We start from the raw sequence: 23,289 nt of genomic DNA on the forward strand, positions 1-23,289 counted from the left end.
TGATTTGAATATGACTCTTTGAGTCACATCCAGATCACACAGAAGTTATATATCCGTTTTTTCCTAAATACAACGGTACTCTATTTGCTAATTATAATTTGCGTAATTCTTCCATCATATTTGTTTTGCTTTTCGTTTTTGCATCAATGTCTTTTATTTTTTTTGCAGGCACTCCAGCAACTACCGTATAAGGTGCAACGTCATCAACTACGATCGCTCCTGCTGCAACTACTGCACCTTCTCCAACTCGGATACCTTCTAAAATAACTGCATTTGCACCGATCAAAACATTATCTTCGATTACTACAGGTTCTGCACTAGGCGGCTCAATTACACCAGCTAAAACGGTTCCCGCACCGATATGACAATTTTTACCAACGGTTGCGCGTCCACCTAAAATTGCACCCATATCGATCATCGTGCCTTCACCAATCACTGAACCAATATTGATGATTGCGCCCATCATAATCACAGCATTGTCACCAATCTCAACTTGGTCTCTAATAATTGCTCCTGGTTCAATTCGAGCATTGATTTGTTTAATATCCAACAGCGGGATAGCGGAATTTCGAGAATCATTTTCAATAACGTAATCTACTATATTCTCTTTATTCTTCTCAAGAAACTCTTTAATTACCTTCCATTCTCCAAATAATGTGCCCGTTTTGCAATTCGTAAAAGCTTGGATTTCATCAGGAAAAATCACTTCTTTAAGTTTCCCTTTCAAAGTAACTTTTACTGGTGTTTTCTTTTCAGCGTTCCCGATATAATTAATAATTTCATATGCATCCATCAAAATAACTCCTTTCATATTAAATAACAGTTTTGAGTGTTAGCTTATCAAAAAACTAGAAAAAAGTGAAGTCTTGAATTCAAAATCAAATCACTTTCATTTCTGCAGATTCTCCGTCATTTTTTGGTAAGATAATATTTTTCCGTTCTAGTTCATGTGCCATATGATTGATTGCTTTTAATAATTCTTTACGAGTAATGATTCCTTTAAAACGTTGATTGTCATCCACTACAGGTAGAAAAGCTGCATCAACTAACAAATGAAGAACATCTTCTAGTTCCCATTGTTCACCAATAATTGGCACATTGACTTCCATAACATCTGCCACAGTAAAATCTTGTAATTTATCAAAGTCAACAGACGTGATATCGAACATTTTATCCACAACATCAGATAAGCTGATCAGACCGACGAAACGATCCCCTTTATCTAAAACTGGAATTTTTGAATATTTTACTTGAGATAAAACCAATAGCGCATGACTTAGCGGATTCAAACACATCACGTTTGCAACATTTTCCGCTGGAATCAAAAAGGTTTCTTGTTTTTCTAATAATAATTCTTTTATAGCAGTTCCAATCATTGGAGTGCCTCCATTTCATTTTCTTTGCCACAACTAACATTGTACAGAAAACGGATGCAAATGTCTTTAAATTCAAACTTTTTTCATAACTATTAAAAAAAATTAAGGTTTGACAATATTTTCTTCATTTTTAGAGTTTGCAGATAAAGTGAAGATAGCCCCTGCTATTTCTAGCAAAAGCTATCTACATTATTTTTTATTAAAAACAAAATGCAATTCTTTGAAGGGCTGGTGATTTCGTCCATAATATTGAACACTAAATTGATCTGGGGTACTTTCGATAATTGCATACGACTTCAGTTGGATCGGACCTCTCGGTAGACTGATGCTTCCAGGATTTAAATAAAGTACGTTCGCCCGAACCTCACAACCAATTTCGTGTGTATGACCGAATAACACGATATTAGCGTTGACCTGATTGGCCTGTAAGGCAAGTGTAGTCAAGCCAGAACGAACATTGGCTAAATGACCATGTGTCATAAAAATAGTATCTGTTCCATTCTTTTCTACAATCGTGTCAGGAAATTCCGGATCGTAATCACAATTTCCCTTAACTACACTAAAGTCGTTCCATAATACATCAGTAGGTTCTAATTCTGAATCCCCGCAATGAAACATTTTATCTACTTTTCCTCGATAGGTTCCTGCTAAATCAACTAACACATCACGATCACCATGATTATCACTTACAATTAAATATTTCATGCACAACCTCCTAATTTTTCAACCAATTTTCCCATTGATCTCTTAGTTTTGCAACGGCTTTTCCTCTATGACTGATCTCATTTTTGCGCTCATCTGATAATTCAGCTGCCGTTTGTTGTTCTTCTGGTACGAAGAACAAGGGATCATACCCAAATCCATGATCTCCTCGCGGAATTGTTCCAATCTCTCCAGACCACTCCCCTTCAACAACTAAACTTTCTTTATCAGGGGCTGCAAAAACAAGTGTACAATGGAATGTAGCTGTTCGTTTTTCTTTTGGCACACCAGTTAATTCATGCAGTAATTTTGCATTATTAGCTGCATTATTTGTTGGTTCTCCGGCAAAACGAGCTGAATAAATTCCTGGTCTACCATCTAATGCATCAACGATTAACCCTGAATCATCTGCTAAAACAGGTTGTTTTAAAATTTCAGCAATCGTTTCTGCTTTTAAACGCGCGTTTTCTTCAAATGTTTTCCCTGTTTCCTCAACATCTGGTAATTCTGGGTAATCCAATAATGTTTTAACATGATAGCCTTTTTCAGCAAAAATTTTAGTAAACTCTTTCGCTTTCCCAGGATTTCTCGTAGCAATAACGATTGTTTTAGCTTCTGTTGGAAAAGACATCTCGCTCATTTGATTTATTAAGGCTTCTTTTTGATAGGCAATCAAATGCTCGATCCCAGTTTTCCCATAGAATAATAGTGAATTTAACTCATCTCCCGAAAATGTCGCCTCTTCACCTGTTCCTTGAAGCTCAACAAAATTACCAGATTCAGTCATCACCAAATTCATATCCACTGCTGCAGCAGAATCTTCTTTATAATCTAAATCAAGAACACACTGACCATCATTTAAAAGCCCTGCACTAACTGCTGCTAAATACTCTTTAATTGGATTTTCTTGTAAATCCCCTTTTTTAAGCATTTTATCAACAGCTATTTTCATGGCTACAAACGCTCCAGTAATACTTGCTGTGCGAGTACCTCCGTCTGCTTGAACAACATCACAATCAACGATAATACTTCTTTCTCCTAATTTTTTCAAATCAATAACAGCGCGTAATGAGCGACCAATCAAGCGTTGGATCTCCATTGTTCGACCTGTTAATTTTCCTTTGGCACTTTCACGGATATTCCTCGTATTTGTGGCTCTAGGGAGCATGCTATATTCTGCAGTTACCCAACCTGTTCCTTCTCCTTTTAAAAACGGTGGAACTTTTTCTTCCACAGTTGCTGAACAAATAACTTTAGTATCACCAAAAGAAATCACGACTGACCCTTCAGGATGTTTATAAACATTCGTTTCAATGGTGATTTTTCTTAGTTCTTTTGCTTGTCTTCCATCATGTCTGATCATATTTTATTCACCTCGTAAATTATTAGATAATCGAGCCTGATCTACTCTAATTGTTTCTAAACCTAGCCAATCATTTGCGATTGATTTAAACATTTTTACTGAACCTGTTGTATAAAACTCATTAGGTTTATTTTTGTGTTGAGGAGTATTTGCGATATCAAAATAATCTAATAACATACTCACTTCACTCACTGTTTCAGCTCCTGAATCGATTAGTTTCACCTGACTCCCCATTACATTTTGGATTAAAGGACGTAACAATGGATAATGTGTACATCCCAAGATCAAGGTATCCAGTTTTTTTAATTGCAGTGGGCTCAAAGTTTCTGATACAACTTTTTTTGCTACAGAAGAATTAAACTCATTACTTTCGACGATTGGAACAAATTTTGGACATGCCAAACTAGAAACAAAGGTATTAGGCGCTTTACTTTTTAAAGCCGCCTCGTAAGCACTGCTTTTGATCGTGCCAGCAGTTCCAATCACTCCAATACGATTATTCTTAGTTGCTTTGAGCGCTGCCCTTGTCCCAGGTAAAATCACTCCAACAACTGGTATATCCAATTCAGCCTTGATTTCTTCTAATGCAACAGCTGTAGCCGTATTACAAGCAATTACTAACATTTTGATATTTTTTTCTAAAAGAAAATGGGTCATTTCCCAGGTGAATTGCACCACTTGTTCAGCAGGTCTTGGTCCATAAGGACATCTTGCTGTATCTCCAAGGTAAATCAAGCGTTCATTAGGCAGTTGTCTTAATGCTTCTTTTACTACCGTAAGTCCGCCGACCCCAGAATCTATAAATCCTATTGCTCCATGATTATTCAAGCCAATCAAACCTTTACAGTATTTTTTCAACACTCTTATTTTCTACTTTTTAGCAATTTTTTTCAAGTTTTATTATCGCTAGCTTCTATTATATCATTCTTTGTCCTTCAAGTTTTTATTTGCATGACGCATTTTAAGTGTTTTTATTCAGCCATCCTTTAAAAAAAACTGGTAATCTTATTTTTCGTATGTTATAATTTCTAACATTAACGGATGGATAGAATTATGATGAACTGATTAAATATAAAAGAAAACTGTTTTTATAAAAAGACAATGATTTCTGAGCTTATTTCGCCTTAAAATCAGCTATATCTATATACTAAGCTTTACAATAACTCTTTCTATTTTCTCAGTTTAAAAGATTATCTACTTACCTAGATAACTATTCATACACTTACCTATCAGCAATCATAAAATATGATGTGATAATTTTATACATAAAGGAGAATGACCATGATTTCGTTGGAACATGTAAATAAGTATTTTGGGGATCATCATGTCTTGAAAGACGTTTCTCTAAGAGTCAACGAAGGAGAAAAGATCGTAATTATTGGACCTTCTGGTTCAGGTAAAAGTACTTTGATCCGTTGTATCAATCGTTTAGAAAAAGTTACTGACGGCCATATATTTGTTGATGGCATCGACATTACTGAACCAAAAGCACCTGTTCAAAAAGTTCGCCAAAAAGTAGCAATGGTATTTCAAAGTTTTAACTTGTATGCGCACAAGACAATCATTCAAAATCTTACTTTAGCTCCTATCAAAGTTAAAGGCGTTAGTAAAGAAGAGGCAACTAAGACTGGAATGGACTATTTAGAAAGGGTTGGTTTGGCCGATAAAGCGAATGCCTACCCTGCTCAACTTTCTGGTGGTCAGCAACAACGCGTGGCAATTGCAAGGGCTCTGAACATGCATCCAGAAATTATTCTTTTTGATGAGCCAACCTCTGCTCTTGATCCAGAAATGATTCAAGAAGTATTGGATGTTATGGTAGATTTATCAAAACAAAACATTACAATGATTTGTGTTACGCACGAAATGGGCTTTGCGCGTCAAGTAGCCGATAAAGTTATTTTTATGGATAACGGTCAGATCATTGAAACAGGAACGCCCGAACATTTCTTCACTAATACACAAAATGAACGTGCCAAAGAATTTTTAAGTAAAATCATTCATAATTAACCTAACAAATTACCTATAAGGAGGAAGTTCAAAATGAAAAAAACGAAAAAATTATTAGTTGCATTATCCCTTAGTTTAGCACTTGGTTTAATTGTAGGGTGTGGCAGTGGTGGAGATGATAAAAAATCAGCCGACTCTGGTAATAAGAGTACAACTGACCTTCAGAAAATTAAAGATGCCGGTGTCATTAAAGTCGGTGTTAAAGAAGATGTCCCTAATTTTGGCTATATGAATCCCGACACGAATAAAAATGAAGGAATGGAACCAGACATCGCTCGCTTAATCGCGAAAGAATTAACTGGTAGCGAAGATAATGTAGAGTTTGTTGGTGTAACAGCTAAAACTCGTGGTCCATTGTTGGATAATGGTGAATTAGATATGGTGATCGCAACCTTTACAATTACGGATGAGCGAAAAGAAACCTACAATTTCACGACCCCTTATTATAAAGACGAAGTTGGTTTCTTAGTAAGAAAAGCTGACAAATTTACTGATACTGCTAGCTTAGATGGAAAAACAATTGGTGTCGTTCAATCAGCAACGACAAAAGAAGCAATCGAAAAACAAGCGAAAGAATTGGGTGTATCATTCAAATATCAAGAACTTGGTTCTTATCCTGAACTGAAAACAGCCCTAACTTCAAAAAGAATTGATGCTTTCTCAGTTGATAAATCGATTTTGACAGGTTATGTAGACGATAATACAGAAATTCTTAAAGATGGTTTCTCACCACAGGAATATGGAATTGCTACAAAAAAAGCAAATACCGAACTAAATGATCAATTGAATCAATCCATCGAAAAATGGGAAAAAGATGGTACCTTAGAAAAATTTACAAAACGTGGAATCTAGACTAGCACTTCGCGATTCTATGCAATTTATTAGAATTTAGGAGGAAAATACATGTTCATTATAGCAAATGCAGGTCCTTTTGCACTCTATCGTTGGGAAGCATTATTTAAAGACTGGAGACTTTTTGGCGATGCTTTCCTCTATACTATTTTATTGGCTATTGGCTCACTGATTGTTGCTATGCTATTAGGAATTTTTTTCGGCAGTCTATCAGCTATGCAGAATAAGTTTTTAAATGTAATCAGTCGAATTTATGTTGAGTTCTTTCAAAATACACCCTTGTTGATTCAATTTATCGTAGTCTATTATGGGTTTCCTTTAATTAGTCCGATGTTGACTTTTTCAACCACGACTATCGCCATTATTTGTGTTGGTCTTTATCATGGTGCTTATATCTCCGAAGTTGTTCGCTCTGGAATTGGCGCTGTTCCTAAAGGTCAATTTGAAGCGGCTTATTCTCAAGGTTTCTCTTACGGAAAGACGATGCGCTATGTGGTCTTACCACAGGCATGGCGTATCATGCTACCGCCGTTAACAAATCAAATCGTTAACTTAATCAAAAATACATCGACCGTTGCAATTATATCAGGCGCTGATGTGATGTTCACTGCCAACAGCTGGTCTTCGATCAATTTAAATTATATTCCAGCTTTCGCTGTAGCAGGATTTCTTTACTTTATCCTATGCTTCCCGCTAGCTAATTTAGCGAGAAAACTTGAAGAAAATAATAAGAAAGCTTATACCAGATAGGAGGATGCATACATGTCTTTTTCAGAACAAATGAGTCAACTTCTGACCGGCAATAATTTGCGCTTTTTATTCGATGGTTTGAAGCTTACACTTTATATTTCTTTTGTATCGATCGTGTTAAGTACAATTTTTGGAACAATTTTAGCTGTGTTGAGAAATCAAAAAACTGGCCCTTTAAAATTTTTAGCTAGTTTATATATCGAAATCGTTCGAAATATCCCAAATTTATTGTGGATTTATGTAATTTTCTTGATTTTTAAGATCAAGTCTACTCCGGCTGGTATTGTTAGCTTCACTGTTTTCACAACCGCAGCTCTTGCTGAAATTATCCGTGGTGGTTTAAACGGTGTAGATAAAGGACAAAAAGAAGCGGCTCGTTCACAAGGATTTAGCAATTTCCAAATTCTTTTGTATATTGTCTTGCCTCAAGCTATTCGCAATGTATTGCCTGCTATAGTTTCACAATTTGTAACAGTAATCAAAGATACTAGTTTTTTATATTCAGTTATTGCTTTGCAAGAATTATTTGGAAAATCATATATCTTAATGGGACGCTATGCACAAACAGAACAAGTCTTTGCTATATATGGTCTTGTCGCTTTGATGTATTTCGTGATCAACTTTTCTATCTCTCAATTTTCGAGATGGCTATCTAGGAATTGGACATAAAAAAGAATGTAACGTAAACTATTTTTTAGTTTTACGCTACATTCTTTTTTTATCGAATCGTCACATTAAATTCTGCTACTAAAGCTTTTTCTACTTTTTCCATTGATTGGTTGATCTCTTCGTCTACCAATGTCGCTTCTGCATTCACAAAAGTTAAGCTATACGCCATTGATTTTTTACCTTCAGCGATATTATCTCCTTGGTATACATCAAATAAATGAACAGTTTGCAAGAATTTTCCAGCATGTTTAGAAATCGTTCCAACTAACTCTTGGCTAGTTACTGTTTCATCAACTAATAAGGCAATATCTCTAGAAACGGCTGGGAATTTTGAAATTTGTTGATAAACTAAGGCATCATTTTCTTCTTCAATAATTGCTTGAAGATTTAATTCAGCAGCATATGTTTCAGGAATTTCATATTCTTTTGCCACATTTGGATGAACTTGCCCAATAAAACCGATGACTGTATCATTCAATTTAACTAAAGCTGTTCTTCCTGGGTGCAACTCTTGGTTATCTTTTGTCGCTTCATAAGATATTTTATCCGCAATACCTACTGAGTCAAATAATACTTCAAGTATTCCTTTGATCGTATAGAAATCAACAGGTAATTCTTTTGTCTGCCAATCTTTTACTACACTATTTCCAGATAATACGATTCCTAAATGATTTTCTTCATACGGCAATTCTTTTTTAGGATCGTTATCTTGATAGAACACTCGTCCAATTTCATAAAGTGCAACATTGGTATTTTTACGAGCAACATTATATGCCACATCATCTAGCAAACCTGAAATCAAGTTCATTCTTAAAACAGAACGTTCTTCACTCATTGGCCATTGTAGACTTGTTGTTAAGCTCTCTCTCATCATAAATTGACGAGATTTCTCTTCTGTTGTTAGAGCATAGCTGATTGCTTCACTTGCACCACAACCTTCTAATAAGCTTTTGATTCTACGAACTAATAATTGTCCGCTCGTTAAGCTACCTGCTACAGTCTCACCTTTTGGTAAGGTTGACGGTAGATTGTCATAACCGTAAATACGTGCAACCTCTTCGATCAAGTCTGCTTCGATCGTAATATCCCAACGTCTAGGTGGAACTGTCACAGTGTATTTTTCATGATCAAGTTCATACTCAAATCCTAAAGTATCGAAGATTTCACTAACCGTCGCTTGATTCATTTTCGTGCCCAGATATTCATTGATTCGAGAAATTGTTACACTTACAACAACATCTTCTAAGGTTAATTCTGAGCCAATGGCCTTATCTGAAACAACCGTTCCGCCAGCTAATTTAGCGATCATTGCCGCTGCTACATCGCCAGCCTCACCAATTGTTGCATGATTAATCCCTTTTTCAAATCTACTAGAAGATTCGCTACGCAGGTTAAATTCTTTTGATGTTCTTCGAACGGATAATGAATCAAATAATGCAGATTCCAGCGCAACCGTTGTTGTTTCCTCAGTGATTTCTGAATCCGCACCACCCATAACACCAGCCAAAGCTACTGGAACTTTACCATTTGTAATAACGATATTTTCATTAGTTAGTTTACGAGTTTCACCATCTAAAGTAACGATTTCTTCATCCGCTTTACCCCGTCTGACTAAAATCGTTTGACTATCTAATTTATTATAATCAAATGCATGCAATGGTTGTCCAAATAATAAAAGGATATAGTTCGTTATATCAACCACGTTATTGATTGGACGGATTCCTTCGTTCATTAAACGAGTTTGCAACCATAATGGACTTTCGGCAATTTTCACATCTTTAATAATTCTGATTTGATAAGCCGGTACATCTTTTGGATCTTCCACCTCAACTGAGATATAATCAGCAACTGTTTCAGTAGTATCCTCTTCTAAAAGAGCGTCATTGAATTTAGGCGTTTGACGGTAAATAGCTCCAACTTCATATGCAACGCCACGCATGCTTAATGCATCTGCCCGGTTTGGCGTGATTGATAATTCGATAATGTGGTCATCCATGTCTAAATAAGAGAAAACATCCTCACCATTGACAGCCTCTTGCGGCATATAATAAATTCCTTCAGAATAAGCTTTTGGAACCACACTATCCGAATAACCCAATTCTTGTAAAGAACAAATCATACCATTTGAGACTTCCCCACGCATTTTACCTTTTTTGATTTTTTGATTGCCAGTAATACGTGACCCAGGTAAAGCTACAATCACTTTGATGCCGACTTTGACATTCGGTGCACCACAAACGATTTGTGATAATTCTTCTTCACCGATATCCACTTGGCAGATCGATAGATGATCTGAATTCGGATGAGGAATACATTCTTTGACCTCACCGACCACAATTTTTTTCAAGCCTTCTTCTGGTACTTCAACACCTTCAACTTCGATACCAGTCAAAGACATTTGGTCAGATAATTCTTTTGCAGAAATTTTTGAAAGATCTAAATACTCACTTAACCATTTATAAGAAACTAACATCGTCGACTACTCCTTTACCTTGAACTGATTTAAGAAACGTAAATCATTTTGATAGAAATTACGGATATCATTCACACCATAACGTAACATTGCTACACGATCCGGCCCTAAGCCAAAGGCAAAACCAGTATACTCAGTTGGATCGATTCCTGACATTGACAGCACGTCTGGATGAACCATACCAGCACCTAAAATTTCGATCCAACCGGTTTGTTTACATACATTACAGCCGGAACCGCCGCATTTGAAACAGCTGACATCGACCTCGACTGATGGCTCAGTAAATGGAAAATAACTCGGACGCAAGCGGATTTTACGATCTTCACCGAACATTTTTTTCATGACAACTTCTAGTGTTCCTTTAAGGTCACCCATTGTAATGTTCTTATCGATCACTAATCCTTCGATTTGATGGAATTGGTGGCTATGCGTTGCATCATCAGTATCTCTGCGGAATACTTTTCCTGGAGAAATCATACGTAGCGCGCCTTTTGAAAAATCGTGTTTTTCCATTGTTCTAGCTTGAACAGGTGAAGTGTGCGTACGAATCAAAATTTCGTCAGAAATATAGAAGGTATCTTGCATATCGCGAGCGGGATGATCTTTAGGCAAGTTCATACGCTCGAAATTATAATGATCCGATTCAACTTCATACCCTTCAACAACTTGATAACCCATACCAACAAAAATATCTTCGATTTCTTCCATTACTTGAGATAATATGTGGCGTGTACCATGAACCATTTGCTTTCCTGGTAATGTCACATCAATCGTTTCTTGTTCTAAAGCAGCATTCAAAGCAGCTGTCTCCAGAGTTTCTTTGCGTGCTTCAACAGCTTCAGTCAACAAATCGCGAATTTCATTAGCAAAACCTCCTACGACCGGACGTTCTTCCGCAGATAAATCTTTCATCCCTCTCAATACTTCAGTAATTGGGCCTTTTTTACCTAGCGTTTCTACTCTAATTTGGTTTAGAGCCTTAAGATCAGCTACATGTTGAATTTTAGTCAATGTCTCATCTCTTAATGCTTCTAATTGAGCTTTTAATGTCATTTCTCTATTCCTTTCTTTTGTTTGATCGTTGAATTGAGTCAAAAGCAGTAACATAATAACAAAATACCTAAAAATGTTCATATAAAAAACGATAGCCCGCTCCTACATAAAGGAACGAGCTATCGTGTTACCATCCTACTTCATGACAAAAAATCATGCACTCAATTCTTATAACGGCTTTCACCGATCTGCTCTTTTTAGAACAAACAAACTCCGGAAGTGAACTTCATTTTTCGATTACGCAACCTGTTTCCAGTCCTAGACAGGTTTTCCCTTTTCGTATCAACCAAACTACTCTTTTCCATCAACGTTCTTTTGTTATTCAATTGATTACAGTTTACAAGAAATTAAGTCTTAGGTCAACTGCATTCTTCAGCGGTAACCCACTTTTCTGCCCAATGCTGAATTTGTTCCATTGCTTGTTGTAAGTCCTTGCCTTTATTTGTGAGGAAATATTCTAGACGACTACTCTCATCACAGCGAACCGCTTTTGAGATAATTCCTTCCCCTTCTAGCTCTTTCAAGCGTTCTACTAACACTCGATCGCTAAGTTCAGGTATTTTTTGTCTTAACTCACCAAATCGTTGAGGACCATTTTCCAACAAGACGTCAATAATCAAACCATTCCATTTTTTTCCTAAAATCGCAAATGCTTTTTCAAATTTAGGACATAATGAAAATTCGGTTGTTTTTACTTGCTCCATTTTCCTCACCTCGTGAACTGAGTATAGCACACAACTTACAATTTGTAAGTAGATTTGCTTTCAATTTAATTCATTTTTTCTATAATTTGTTCTTTGTCCATATCGATAATGATCCCAGCTGACAATAATACTAACAATACTTGATTTACTTCTTTGCTCGTTGCTTGGGCCAGCGCTTTTCGATATAAATTTAATTGACCTCTATAACGCTGGATGATTTTTTTGATTTCTTGTGTATTTTCTATATCTTGGACAAAATCCGTTTTATAATCATATAAAATACAACTTTCTTCTTGTTCGACGTATCCATCAATCATTCCGTGAATCAATAAATCATCTTGCGTTTCTTTCGGATAATCTTTAATCAGTTCTTCGGCTTTCAACAACATTGAAAATGGTTGTTCACGAATAACTTTTGCTGGATTTTCTAGCAATAGTTGTCCTAAACTTGTTTGATAAAACGATAAAACTTGCTCCACATTGATTTGCTTGGCTACATTTTCTTGGATGATCTTTGTTTTAATTAGCTCATCAATCAATTGGATGATACTCTCTTTAGTTGGTTCATTTTTCATATCTAACAATTGTAAAAGGTAATGAGTCGCTGTGCCGATTTCTACTGCAGATGGTTTTCGAATGGTTTCAATAAATCTAGGTTTACCTAACTCCCCTTCACTCATTCTGTGAATGATCATTGGTGTTGGTTGAATTGTATTTTTTTCATCCACTTCGATTTTAGCGATTTCTTTATTGTCTGGATCTTCAAAAACACGCTTGATCTCCGATACTGATTGATAATTTGTCGTTTTAGTTGAGAGTTGATAAGGATACTCATAATTCAAACGACGTAAGCCTTCTTCAACGGATTTTGAATCGCTCTTTTTCGTTTCAACTTCTTTTATAGCACTCGTATCAATAAATTGAAGTGCTGCAAACTGTTCTTGAATCGTTTTTTCGGTCATGAAAGAAATGGAGAAGCTAGCCGGATGTTGTGTGATTCCAGCAATTTTTTCAGTCACAAATTCCGTTTGAAACTCAGCCATTTTCCGATGTCGAACCAAGCTCATTCCTACCCAATTCATTAAACTGCTCTTTCCTTGCAGTCGATTTTCGCTAGGTAACACTTTTGTTTGAACATCAGCGATTTTCAGCCACTCTTTAAACGTCGCTTCTTGATTGTTATAAGAACCAACCAAATAAAGTTTTTGCTCAGCACGCGTCAACGCAACATATAGTTTACGCATTTCTTCTGAAAGTAATTTTTTTAATTTTGCTTGTTTGATAGCTAAAAATGGTAACGTTTCATAAAGCATTCGGTCTGTTTGATCTAGATAACGAATCCCGACACCAAGCCGATCATCAAAGATATAGCGTTCATTCAGATCACCAAGATTAAATTCTTTGGTCATATCTAAAATGAAAACTACTGGAAACTCTAAGCCTTTACTAGCATGAATGGTCATGACTCGTACCGCATTTTCTTCGCTCAAAATCACAGGTTCAGCTAAATCTTTATCTTTTTCCTGCATTTTTTCGATAAAACGAACAAATTGAAACAATCCACGGAAACTGGTTTGTTCATAACTATTTGCACGATCAACTAGTGCGAATAAGTTCGCCTGTCTTTGTTTACCAGCAGGCATACCACCTACATAATCTAAATACGCTGTGTCTTGATAAATTTGCCAAATCAGCGTAGATAATTGGTTTCTTCTAGCAATTTCTCGCCATTGTTCCAACCATTCAGCAAATTTTGTTGTTTTTTCTTTTAATGATTGTTGCTGTGAATCGTCAGTATCAGTTTGATTAAATGTTAAAAATGCTTCGTAATACGAACTTTTTTTAGCAGCTAAACGAATCGTCACTAATTCATTTTCTCTCAAGCCTACAATCGGTGAACGCAAAACAGCCGCTAGTGGAATATCTTGATACGGATTGTCGATGATTTGTAAAAGAGCCACCATCGTTTGAACTTCTGTTGCTTGAAAATAATTTTGAGCATCATTCACTTGAATGGGAATTCCAGCTAACTTGAATATTTCCAAAATCGTCAAATTATTTTTCTTAGTAGGTGTCAACAGTACGATATCTTTGTAGGTTAGTGGTCGATTTTCTTTTGTCGATTTGTCATAAATCAAAAATTTATTATCAATCAACTCTCTGATTTTCAGAGCTGTCATATGCAATTCGCCTTCGGTTTTGTCTTCTAGAATTAATTGAGAGTCGTCTAGTTTAAGTGTTTCTTCCAATTGCTCCGATTTTTTTTCATAAATCAACAGTTCTGTATCATAATTTTCAGCCTCAGCAAACTGGTCAAATCCATGAACCAATTGGGCTGCATCATCGTATGCAATTTGTCCAACACGTTCATCCATCAATTGTTCAAAAACCAAATTAGTAAAATCTAAAACATTTTTTCTAGAACGAAAATTTTCAGCTAGAACAATTCGTTTTCCATCCTTATTTTGCCCGTATTGATTGTATTTTTCAATAAAAAGTGTTGGATCAGCCAAGCGGAAAGAATAAATAGATTGCTTAACATCTCCCACCATAAATAAGTTACCTTCTTCAGCAGTTGGTCTTCTTAGCCAGTAAAGAATCGTCTCTTGCAATCGATTGATATCTTGATATTCATCGACAAGCACTTCATCAAACTTCTCTCGATAATAGTTGGAAGCTTCGCTAGCTAACCAAACACCCGCTTCGTTTTTTGCTAAGATCGCTAAAGTAAAATGTTCTAAATCATTGAAATCAACTAAGCCTTTTCTTAGCTTTTGTTTACTGTAAGAATCTATAAATGCTTTTCCAACTTTAGCCATCTCTTGAACAAGCGGCTGTGATTGTTCTAAGATTTCCTTCATTTGTTCTGGGGACAGTGTAAAGAGATTACTTATAATATCATTTATTGCTTTCTTATTTTGTTCTCGCAAGTTTTTCGCTTGGGCAGCTATCTCTTTGTAGTCTTCTGCTCGCACAGTAGGATAACGTTCAAAGGTAACTGTTTTTGAAATTTCAAAGCCAGATTCTAAATCGTTGTCTGCTAATTGGCTAGTAAATGTTTCGACAAATTCTTTTTCGTATCTTGCAAGTGTCGCAATTTTTGCTAACTTTTCTTCTCCTTCGGTCATGCGAATCATCTCTTCATAACGATCTACACAACGTAATAGACTGTCCATGACTTGTGGTTTCAAATATTCTTGAAATAAGGCTGAATCACCTAACTGTCCATCTACACGATAACTATCAGCTAAATGAGCGAGCCATTCGTCTGGATCTGGATTAGCACGGGCAAATTCATACAATGAAAAGACTAGCTTAGTCAGACCATCATCACTACGGTCATTAGAGAAGTTACTCGTCAGTTGATAAAAGGTTTCTTCATTATCAGCATAGAATTTTTCTCTGAGTTCATCCCAAACATCTTCTTTTAAAAGCAGCATTTCCGTTTCATCTGTCAGCAAGCGAAACACAGGATCCATTTCAATCAAATAATAAAAACGTCGGATCACAGTTAAACAAAACGCATGCAATGTGCTGATATTCGCAGTTGGAAGCAAGGACAATTGTTTGATAAAGTGCTGTTTTTTCTCTTGCTCACTTTCATTTGTAATTGCTTTTTGCAAAGCAACTTGAATTCTTTCTTTCATTTCTTTTGCAGCCGCTTCTGTATAAGTCACGATCAATAATCGATCGATATCCGTACCACTTTTAAGTTTTTCGATGACTCTACGAACAAGGACTGTGGTTTTTCCAGAACCAGCAGAAGCAGAAACTAAAATATTTTCGTCTCCATCAAAAACAGCTTGCCACTGATTATCAGTAAATTGTTCATTTTCTGGACGTAAAGGAATTATTTTACTCATCATTCGTTCCTCCTTCCTGCTCATTTTCTATCAAACGATCCATCACATCTTTTTTAGATAATGTTTCAATTCGATTGTAGTTATTTTCTTTTAACATAACATCAAAGTTACAAACACTTCTGAAGGGACAAAAACGACAAGCAATTCGTTCTTTTCCTTGATAAGCAGGATTCAACTCAATTTCTCCACTCGTCACCTTGTTACCGGCTTCGATGAACTTGCTGCGGTTATGAGTTAATAAAGCACCTAATTCAGGTTCTGTCACAAATTTATCTTCTTGACGACGTCCTGGTTTAATAATTTCTTTTGCTGATTCCTCAATTGGGAAAATCAGTGAACTTTGTTTGGCCTGTAAACTTTTATCTAGATTTTCAAGCAAAACTGGATCGTTCAATAACAACCCATCAAATTGGAATTTCTTTAAAAGCTGCTGCTCTTTTTTATCTTCTGTTTCATATGGAAGAATTGGATTATGAACATGAAGATAAAATGATCCTGCTGGTTTAGCCGACTGACCAACTAAATTAACAGCATCCATCAACGCAACGTCTAAGTAAGTCAACATCTGCATGGCCAATCCATAATACGCTTCCGTAATGTTAAACTTTTTGTGGCTAGATTTATAATCAACGACTCCTAGATATAAAGAATCTGGTGTTACTAATTGATCTAAGCGGTCTATTTTCCCTCTAACACTAATATTGCCGCCGTTTTTCAAGGGAAGTTCTAAGCCTTTGATCCCTTTTTGACTTGCGATCTGACCAAATAAAACTTCTGTTTGAACAGTCGTCATCCCGCTACGTTCGCTTTGACGTTTCAACGCCCAGCTCACTTTTTTTATTGTTTGTCCAAGCTGATAACGAATATAATTCATTCGGCTAGATGTGTCGAGAATCGAAAATTTTATTTCGCCGAATACAGTATTCAAAATTTGTTCTGTGAACTCGCTAACTTCTCGATCCGTCAGCTCAGATAGTTGTTTATTTTGCATGATCAATAATTTAAAGAACTGATCCAATGCCTCATGGAAAAAGTCTCCCGTTGCAGCCGGTGATAACCCAAAAACATCTCTTTCTTTTAAGCCTAAGCCAAAGCGTGAGAAATATTGATACTGACAACGATAGAAACTTTCCATTCTTGAGACAGATGTATAAATATGTTTAGTGTATAGTTCATCTGCTAAATGCTCTTGTAAATTCTCTGGCAAGTTTCGATGTCCTAGACTTTCAAAAACATGACTTGCTAGTGCTGCCTGCGAGTGTTTCATTAATTGACGTTCCAAGGTAAGCCAAAATGCCAAAATACCTTCTTGCATTTCCTTTTTCTGGCGCTTTAAATTTGTTAAATCACTGATCAACGTTCTGTAGGTTCCGATATGTTCTAGACTTACTTGCTCATCATCCAAAATTGTAAGAGCATTTCTTTGCTGCATCTGTAAACCTAAATCATTTTGAATATTTGTTAAATAAGTAGATACTTTCACATCTTTAGCGGTATCTTTCACACTTGGATAAGAAAAATACAGACGTTCAGTAGCGGCTGCAAACATGATATACGCGTTAAAGGGTTCCTTGGCAATGCTTTTTCTCGTGTCATTCAATAAAAATTGACCATCATCTAATTGATCATTAACGAATTGTCTTTCTTCATCTGAAAGTAATGTTTTGTTATCAAATTTTTGAGGTAAAACCTGATCCGTCAAGCCAATAGCGAACACGACTTTCGCTTGTCCAGGCCTAGCTAGATCAATTGACCGGACTTGTACTTGATCTATGGCTGTTGGCACTTTATTGTAACGTAAGCCTTCTAAACCGCTTGAAAAAATTTCTTCAAAAGCAGCTAGATCAAAGGAATCATTTCCATAAATCGTCACATACTCATCTAATAAAGTCATCAATGCTTCCCAAGTTTGCTCATGATTACGAGCTTGTTCCAATTGGCCCATTTCTATTGCTTGATTTCGCCACATCATCAACTGCTTCTCGACCCCGTTATTCACTAAAAAACGATAAAAAAAGTCAGCTGCTTCAACACCTGTTTGTGCTTTTTGGATTGTCTTAAAAAAGGCTGGCACATTCTGTTGAATCATTTTTCGTACAGTATTGGAATCCTTTTCGATCAATTCAGTATCATCTTGTTGCTCTGCTTCAAAATCATAGCGAATAAAATGCCAATCTTTATTTTTCTCCCAATGATAGCCTTCGTAACCATATGCTAAAACGACATTTTCAGCTACATCTATTTTTCGGCGCCATTCATTTCGTTGAACTTGCCATTCTTCAACTGAAATTTGATCCTCAATGGGAAAAAATAATTCTGTTCTCAAAAAGCGCAATACATCCCGATAACGATAATGATACGCATGAATTGCAAATAATGACTGAATAAATTCAACCAAAGGATGCTGTTCCATCGCCATATCCCGATCCAAGTAAACAGGAATTTCATTCATCGAAAATAGAGGTTCGATCATAGTTTCATAACTGTCTAGCTCCCGAGTAAGTAATTGAATGTCTTTATACCGATAATTTTCTTCTACAACTAATCTTCTGATTTCTTTTGCGATGTGATTGATTTCTTCCTTAGGGTTTTCTGCGCACCAAAATTGTAGATGATCATCATTGATTCTTTGTTTTCCTCTTTTAGGATGACTTTCCTGAGCTTCGATCCAGTATTTTTCAAGAGTTTGAATGCTATTATCAGCAATCAACTTTTTATTTTTTTCCACATGATCTGGTAATATCGCCACATTAGCGTTTCTTGCTAATTGATACAGTTTATGATAAGTCGTACCTGTTTCATAAAATAGGTTCATCAATGATGGTAGCTCGTTCGGATATTTTTTATCCAAAACTAAAGAGATTTTAACCTCGCCACCTCGACGCATCAATGTCTCAATCAATTTCAATTCTCTTGCAGAAAAATTATGATACCCATTGATTACAAATAAAACATTTCTCAGATCTTTTGTTTCTAGGTATTCCGTTAAGTAATTAATGATTTCTGCAGATTTGATTCCATATTGACTCATTGTTTCTTCAAATTTTGAAAAAACTAATTTGATATCTTGAATCTTCAATTGTAAATCCTGTTCTTTACTATCTGTTTGTTGGCCTGAAAAATGGCCAAATAGCTCATCTAAATCAATATTGCCTTCTTTCATTTCCTGATACAAGTCAAATAACTGTTGAATAAATCCTGATTTATTGACTTCTCCACGAAAGACTTTCAGCGCCTCTTCATTCTCTGATAGAATCTTTCTAAAAACCATCGCAGCTCCTGCTTCAGAAAGAATTTCTGAACCATAATATTGTGTATGTTGTAAAAAGTACCATGCCAATCGATAGAAACTAAACACTTGAAAGCGCATTGTTGCAATCGAATCGTTCTGGTTCTTTTGAATATATTTTATTCGTTTGAGTGCATTGATCTCTTGCTCAAATTTCATGTGATTTGGAACTAAATAAAAAACTTCATGCGAATCCTCTTCAGACAACCACTGTACAGAAGCTTGTATAAGAGCTTCTTCTAAATCCATCTCAGCAGTTCCGCGAATAAATTGTAGACTCATTTTGTCACATCCTTTATAAATGTTTCCTGTTCTTAGTTTATCATAAATCGTGTTTGAATACGGCTTTTACCATCCAACAAAAAAAGCCTCTTAATTAAAAGAGAGCTTTCTTGTAATTTCATGAATGAGCCTTACGTTTAAATCGTTCCAAAACGATCAAGTGGCCACAAAACAAATTTAACATCACCTAATATCTTATCTTTACTAATAAAACCGATCATACGTCCATCTTTTGAATTCCGACGATTATCACCCATCACGAAGTATTCACCATCTGGAACTTTCTTCTCACCCGTAACCTCACTCAACGTAAAATCAAGAGTCAAAGGTGACCCGTCTGTTACTGCTCCTTTGAATTCATCAAGATAAGGTTCTTTGACTTCTTTATCGTTGATATATAAAACATCATTTTTATATTCAATCGTATCACCTGGTAAACCGATTACTCGCTTGATGTAATTCTTCTTAGGTTCGTCTGGTGCTGGAAACGTCACAATATCAAAACGTTTGATTTCTGTATTCTTTAATGCAATCACTCGTTCACCATCTGCTAAAGTCGGATCCATTGAATGCCCTTTGACAACAACTGGCGTGAACACAAATTGCCTTAGTAAAAATAACAACGTTGCTAAACCAATAAAAAATAATATTGTATGTAATAACTCTTTAGACTTCAAATTCATTCCTCCAAAAAACATGCTTCCTATATTTTACCACAGACAATCAAATTTCTACAGAATTCTTTTCTTTTCGGGCCCTTTTTTAATATATCTCTTAATAAGTGATCTATTCATTGTTTATTACTTATACAAAAATCAAAAAAACTGAAACAACTTTTACTTAGCTTGTCTCAGTTTTTTTATGCTTACATGTCTTTTACAACAACATAATACACAACTAGTGGTCCATGCAAGCCCACAACTAATTGCATTTCAATATCACCAGAATTGGAAGGTCCAGAGATGAAGTGAATCGCAGAACCGACGTTTTCACCGTTTCGTTGTTTTTCTGCATAATAAGCTGCAGCTTGAGTAGAACGTGGTACAATTTTACTCATGGGAATAATCGAAATATAGTGCTGAGGTAAAAAATGTAAAGAACGTCCTTGCCCTGCATTTGTTTCAACGACTACTGAACCTGATTCAGCTAATAAAAATTCTGCAAAGGCAATCGCAATATTCGCCTTTTCTGCATTTGTTATATTCATTTCTCTATTTTCAGCGCCTTTTTCCCAAAATGTTAGTTGTTCATCTGTATTTTCTGAAAATAGATTTTTAGAAAAGTTTGTTAACCCATATTCATCAAACCGCGAATCAATTGGAACTATAACCTTTCCTTGACCAAATGCTTCGATCAGTTGATCGATTGTTTCAGTTAAATGTTCTCTAGTTGTTTCTACAAGCTTCGTGTTGATTTTATCCACTCGTTTTTTAGCAATTTCTAGTAGCTCTTCCTGTGACTTATCTGCCAGTGTTAATTCAGGCAAATCATTGATTGGTCGGAATGGATGATCTGCTACGTTTTGTCTTTCTATGCCTAGTTTTTCAGTCAGGTTACTTAAAAATGATGTTCGATTTTGTACATTAGAATCAGTCATTTTGCTCACCTGCTTTATGTTTTTTATACCAGCTTCTGAAATTTTCTGAACTTTTTGGTGGACGCGGTAAATCTCTGACATCGGTCCAACCTTTCACAAGACCAGGACCTTTGGCAACATAACCACCATATTGGAACATATTCTCTACTGTAATTTCTTTTTTCTTACTCAATGGCGCTAATCCAGCGTGATCAACTTTCATTGCCATTTTAAATAAATTGGGCGTGGCCGTGGCCTTGCCCACTAGTCGCATTTGGAAATCATCAAAACCGTGTTGCATTTTCAACTCATCTGTCATAACTCTTCGATGTTCGATCAATAATTCGTGTAGTGGGATTTTCACTGGGCAAGTATCCGTGCAGGCGCCGCAAAGACTAGAGGCATAAGGTAACTCACCAAACTGCTTATAGCCCCCTAAAACAGGTGATAATACGGCTCCTATTGGTCCAGGATAGATTGAACCATACCCATGGCCGCCGATATGACGATATACTGGACAAACATTTAGACAAGAACCACAGCGAATACATTGAAGTACAGGCTGAAAAGCAGTTCCTAAAGCATTGGAGCGCCCGTTATCCAAAATTACAACATAAAACTCTTCTGGCCCATCAGATTCATCTGCATTTTTTATTCCAGCAAAGGTCACATAAGTAGTTAAACTTTGGCCGACTGCACTTCTAGCTAATAGGTTATCCAAAACCTCTGCCTCTTTCATACTCGGAACGATTCGCTCCATTCCCATCAAAACGATTTGTGTTTTTGGAATACTGATTGTTAAATCCGCATTCCCTTCATTCGTATTTAAATTAATCAAACCACTATCAGCAATTGCAAAATTACACCCTGTAATACCAACTTCTGCTTCCAAGAAAAATTTTCTCATGACTTCTCTGGCGCATCGTGCTAAATTGACTGGATCATTATCACCTTGATAACCTAACTTTTCTGAAAAAACTCGACGAATTTGTTCACGATTTTTATGGATACTTGGAAAAACAATATGAGATGGTTCGTCCCAGTCATCCATTTGTAAAATAAATTCAGCTAAGTCAGTCTCCATAACACTAACACCATCTAGTCCTAGCAACATAGGATCAATATCAACTTCTGTGGTCACCATGGATTTTGATTTCACTACTTTTTTAGCATTTTTTTCTAAAACAACTTTCTTTACATATTCAGTTGCCTCTTCTGCGGTCTGAGCGAAAAAGACTTTGCCTCCTTGTTCAGCCACATTATTACTAAATTGTTCCAAATAATCTGGTAAATAAGAAATCGTGTGTTGTCTAATTTGTTCACCTAACTCTCGCCATTGCTCCCAATGTCCAAGCTCTTCTCTGGCTCCTTCTCGCTTGATCCACTGATCATCTTGCGCTTTCGCTACCGCCTTTTGCATAAAGACATCTTTTTTGCTATCTTCTAAACGTTCTTTGAAAGATTTCTTGCTTGTCGTTAATCCCACAATAGTTCCTCCTAGATGACTGTCATTATTTTTGGTTGATCCATCCGTTTTTTATCCACCTGTTGGTTTAAAACTTCAGCGATATGCATGATTTTGATTGGCTTACCATCTCGATTGAATTTCCCACCAATATTCATCAGACAGCCCATGTCTGCGCTAATTAAAATTTCAGCTCCTGTATCGATTACATCATTCATTTTTTCTGTAACCATTTGTTCAGATATCTCTGGCATTTTTACTGAAAAAGTTCCGCCGAACCCGCAACAATTTTCAATGTGATTTAAGGGAACCATCTCCAAACCAGCTACATGGTCTAACAGGATAAATGGCGCTTCCCGCTCCTTCAAAATCCTTGTCATGTGACACGAACGGTGGTAAGTCGCTTTAGCGTTTAATGTTGCACCGACATCCGCAACACCTAAAACTCTGTACAGAAATTGGCTAAATTCGAATGATTTGACCGCTAATGCTTCAGCTTTCGGACCATATATAGGATCATCCTTTAAAAAATGTCGGTACTCTCTAAGCATCCCCACACATGAACCAGCTGGCCCCACTACATATTCTGCATCTTCAAAACAGTCGATTTGATTTTTCAACGTCGCATAGCTTTCTTCAACATAGCCGCTATTATAGGTTGGCTGTCCGCAACAGGTTTGTTTATCAGGTAATGATGTTTCACAACCCAAACGTTCCAAAACCTCAACCATTGCCTGTCCTACATTTGGAAATAGTAAATCAACAACACAGGTAGAAAAAATACTTACTTTCAAAAAAAGCCCTCCTCGTATAGTTGTACGAAAAGAGCGGAACAGTCATCTATATAGTCAAAAATAATATT

18 protein-coding genes and 1 other annotated feature are annotated in these 23,289 nt (G+C 36.2%); of the genes, 4 read left to right on the forward strand and 14 right to left on the reverse strand.

Features of this window, described 5'->3' with window-relative positions:
- Nucleotides 1-91 precede the first annotated feature (91 nt).
- The 5 genes from dapD to racE form a co-directional block, all read right to left on the reverse strand.
- Nucleotides 92-793, reverse strand: coding sequence for a 2,3,4,5-tetrahydropyridine-2,6-dicarboxylate N-acetyltransferase (gene dapD, locus I583_RS06660; RefSeq protein ID WP_010761273.1), 702 nt, complete (start codon nt 791-793; stop codon nt 92-94).
- 85 nt (nt 794-878) lie between these two features.
- Nucleotides 879-1,376, reverse strand: coding sequence for a cyclic-di-AMP-binding protein CbpB (gene cbpB / locus I583_RS06665; protein ID WP_010761272.1), 498 nt, complete (start codon nt 1,374-1,376; stop codon nt 879-881).
- 189 nt (nt 1,377-1,565) lie between these two features.
- Entirely contained in the window at nt 1,566-2,081 is a 516-nt protein-coding gene (locus tag I583_RS06670) for a metallophosphoesterase (protein WP_010761271.1), read from the reverse strand.
- Between the two features lie 10 nt (nt 2,082-2,091).
- Nucleotides 2,092-3,441, reverse strand: a complete 1,350-nt coding sequence (gene rph, locus I583_RS06675; RefSeq protein WP_010761270.1) for a ribonuclease PH — start codon at nt 3,439-3,441, stop codon at nt 2,092-2,094.
- Nucleotides 3,442-3,444: 3 nt separating this feature from the next.
- Complete coding sequence (racE, locus tag I583_RS06680) at nt 3,445-4,269, reverse strand: glutamate racemase (RefSeq protein ID WP_034683201.1); 825 nt, start codon at nt 4,267-4,269, stop codon at nt 3,445-3,447.
- 453 nt (nt 4,270-4,722) lie between these two features.
- On the opposite strand from racE, the gene I583_RS06685 reads away from it, so the two are divergent.
- From I583_RS06685 to I583_RS06700, 4 genes are read left to right on the forward strand one after another with little or no spacing between them, the layout of a single operon-like run.
- Complete coding sequence (locus tag I583_RS06685; RefSeq protein WP_010761268.1) at nt 4,723-5,451, forward strand: amino acid ABC transporter ATP-binding protein; 729 nt, start codon at nt 4,723-4,725, stop codon at nt 5,449-5,451.
- Between the two features lie 33 nt (nt 5,452-5,484).
- On the forward strand, nt 5,485-6,303 hold the full coding sequence (locus tag I583_RS06690; RefSeq protein WP_010761267.1) for a transporter substrate-binding domain-containing protein: 819 nt from the start codon (nt 5,485-5,487) through the stop codon (nt 6,301-6,303).
- Nucleotides 6,304-6,354: 51 nt separating this feature from the next.
- Nucleotides 6,355-7,053: an amino acid ABC transporter permease gene (locus I583_RS06695; protein ID WP_010761266.1), complete on the forward strand. Its 699-nt coding sequence runs from the start codon at nt 6,355-6,357 to the stop codon at nt 7,051-7,053.
- Between the two features lie 30 nt (nt 7,054-7,083).
- Entirely contained in the window at nt 7,084-7,722 is a 639-nt protein-coding gene (locus tag I583_RS06700; RefSeq protein ID WP_034683206.1) for an amino acid ABC transporter permease, read from the forward strand.
- A gap of 49 nt (nt 7,723-7,771) precedes the next feature.
- On the opposite strand, the gene pheT is transcribed toward I583_RS06700, so the two are convergent.
- The 9 genes from pheT to I583_RS06745 all read right to left on the reverse strand — a co-directional run bounded on the left by pheT (nt 7,772) and on the right by I583_RS06745 (nt 23,221).
- Nucleotides 7,772-10,195: a phenylalanine--tRNA ligase subunit beta gene (gene pheT / locus I583_RS06705; RefSeq protein WP_010761264.1), complete on the reverse strand. Its 2,424-nt coding sequence runs from the start codon at nt 10,193-10,195 to the stop codon at nt 7,772-7,774.
- A 6-nt stretch (nt 10,196-10,201) separates the two neighbouring features.
- Nucleotides 10,202-11,248 carry a phenylalanine--tRNA ligase subunit alpha gene (gene pheS / locus I583_RS06710; protein WP_010761263.1) on the reverse strand — a complete coding sequence of 349 codons (1,047 nt, stop codon included), beginning with the start codon at nt 11,246-11,248 and terminating at the stop codon, nt 10,202-10,204.
- 107 nt (nt 11,249-11,355) lie between these two features.
- Nucleotides 11,356-11,565, reverse strand: a binding site (T-box leader).
- Between the two features lie 42 nt (nt 11,566-11,607).
- The gene (locus I583_RS06715; protein WP_010761262.1) at nt 11,608-11,952 is read right to left on the reverse strand and encodes a winged helix-turn-helix transcriptional regulator; all 345 of its coding nucleotides are present in this window, start codon (nt 11,950-11,952) and stop codon (nt 11,608-11,610) included.
- 65 nt (nt 11,953-12,017) lie between these two features.
- A complete protein-coding gene (gene addA, locus I583_RS06720; protein WP_034682771.1) occupies nt 12,018-15,815 on the reverse strand; it encodes a helicase-exonuclease AddAB subunit AddA in 3,798 nt (1,265 codons plus the stop codon).
- Nucleotides 15,808-19,386, reverse strand: coding sequence for a PD-(D/E)XK nuclease family protein (locus I583_RS06725; RefSeq protein WP_010761260.1), 3,579 nt, complete (start codon nt 19,384-19,386; stop codon nt 15,808-15,810). Before I583_RS06725 ends, addA begins: the two co-directional genes overlap by 8 nt.
- Nucleotides 19,387-19,523: 137 nt before the next feature.
- Entirely contained in the window at nt 19,524-20,069 is a 546-nt protein-coding gene (gene lepB / locus I583_RS06730; RefSeq protein ID WP_034683209.1) for a signal peptidase I, read from the reverse strand.
- 182 nt (nt 20,070-20,251) lie between these two features.
- On the reverse strand, nt 20,252-20,983 hold the full coding sequence (locus I583_RS06735) for a LutC/YkgG family protein (RefSeq protein WP_010761258.1): 732 nt from the start codon (nt 20,981-20,983) through the stop codon (nt 20,252-20,254).
- Nucleotides 20,976-22,448: a LutB/LldF family L-lactate oxidation iron-sulfur protein gene (locus I583_RS06740; RefSeq protein WP_010761257.1), complete on the reverse strand. Its 1,473-nt coding sequence runs from the start codon at nt 22,446-22,448 to the stop codon at nt 20,976-20,978. Before I583_RS06740 ends, I583_RS06735 begins: the two co-directional genes overlap by 8 nt.
- A gap of 11 nt (nt 22,449-22,459) precedes the next feature.
- Complete coding sequence (locus I583_RS06745; RefSeq protein ID WP_010761256.1) at nt 22,460-23,221, reverse strand: (Fe-S)-binding protein; 762 nt, start codon at nt 23,219-23,221, stop codon at nt 22,460-22,462.
- Nucleotides 23,222-23,289 lie beyond the last annotated feature (68 nt).

Origin of the sequence: Enterococcus haemoperoxidus ATCC BAA-382 (assembly GCF_000407165.1) — a bacterium.
Lineage (GTDB): Bacteria > Bacillota > Bacilli > Lactobacillales > Enterococcaceae > Enterococcus_L > Enterococcus_L haemoperoxidus.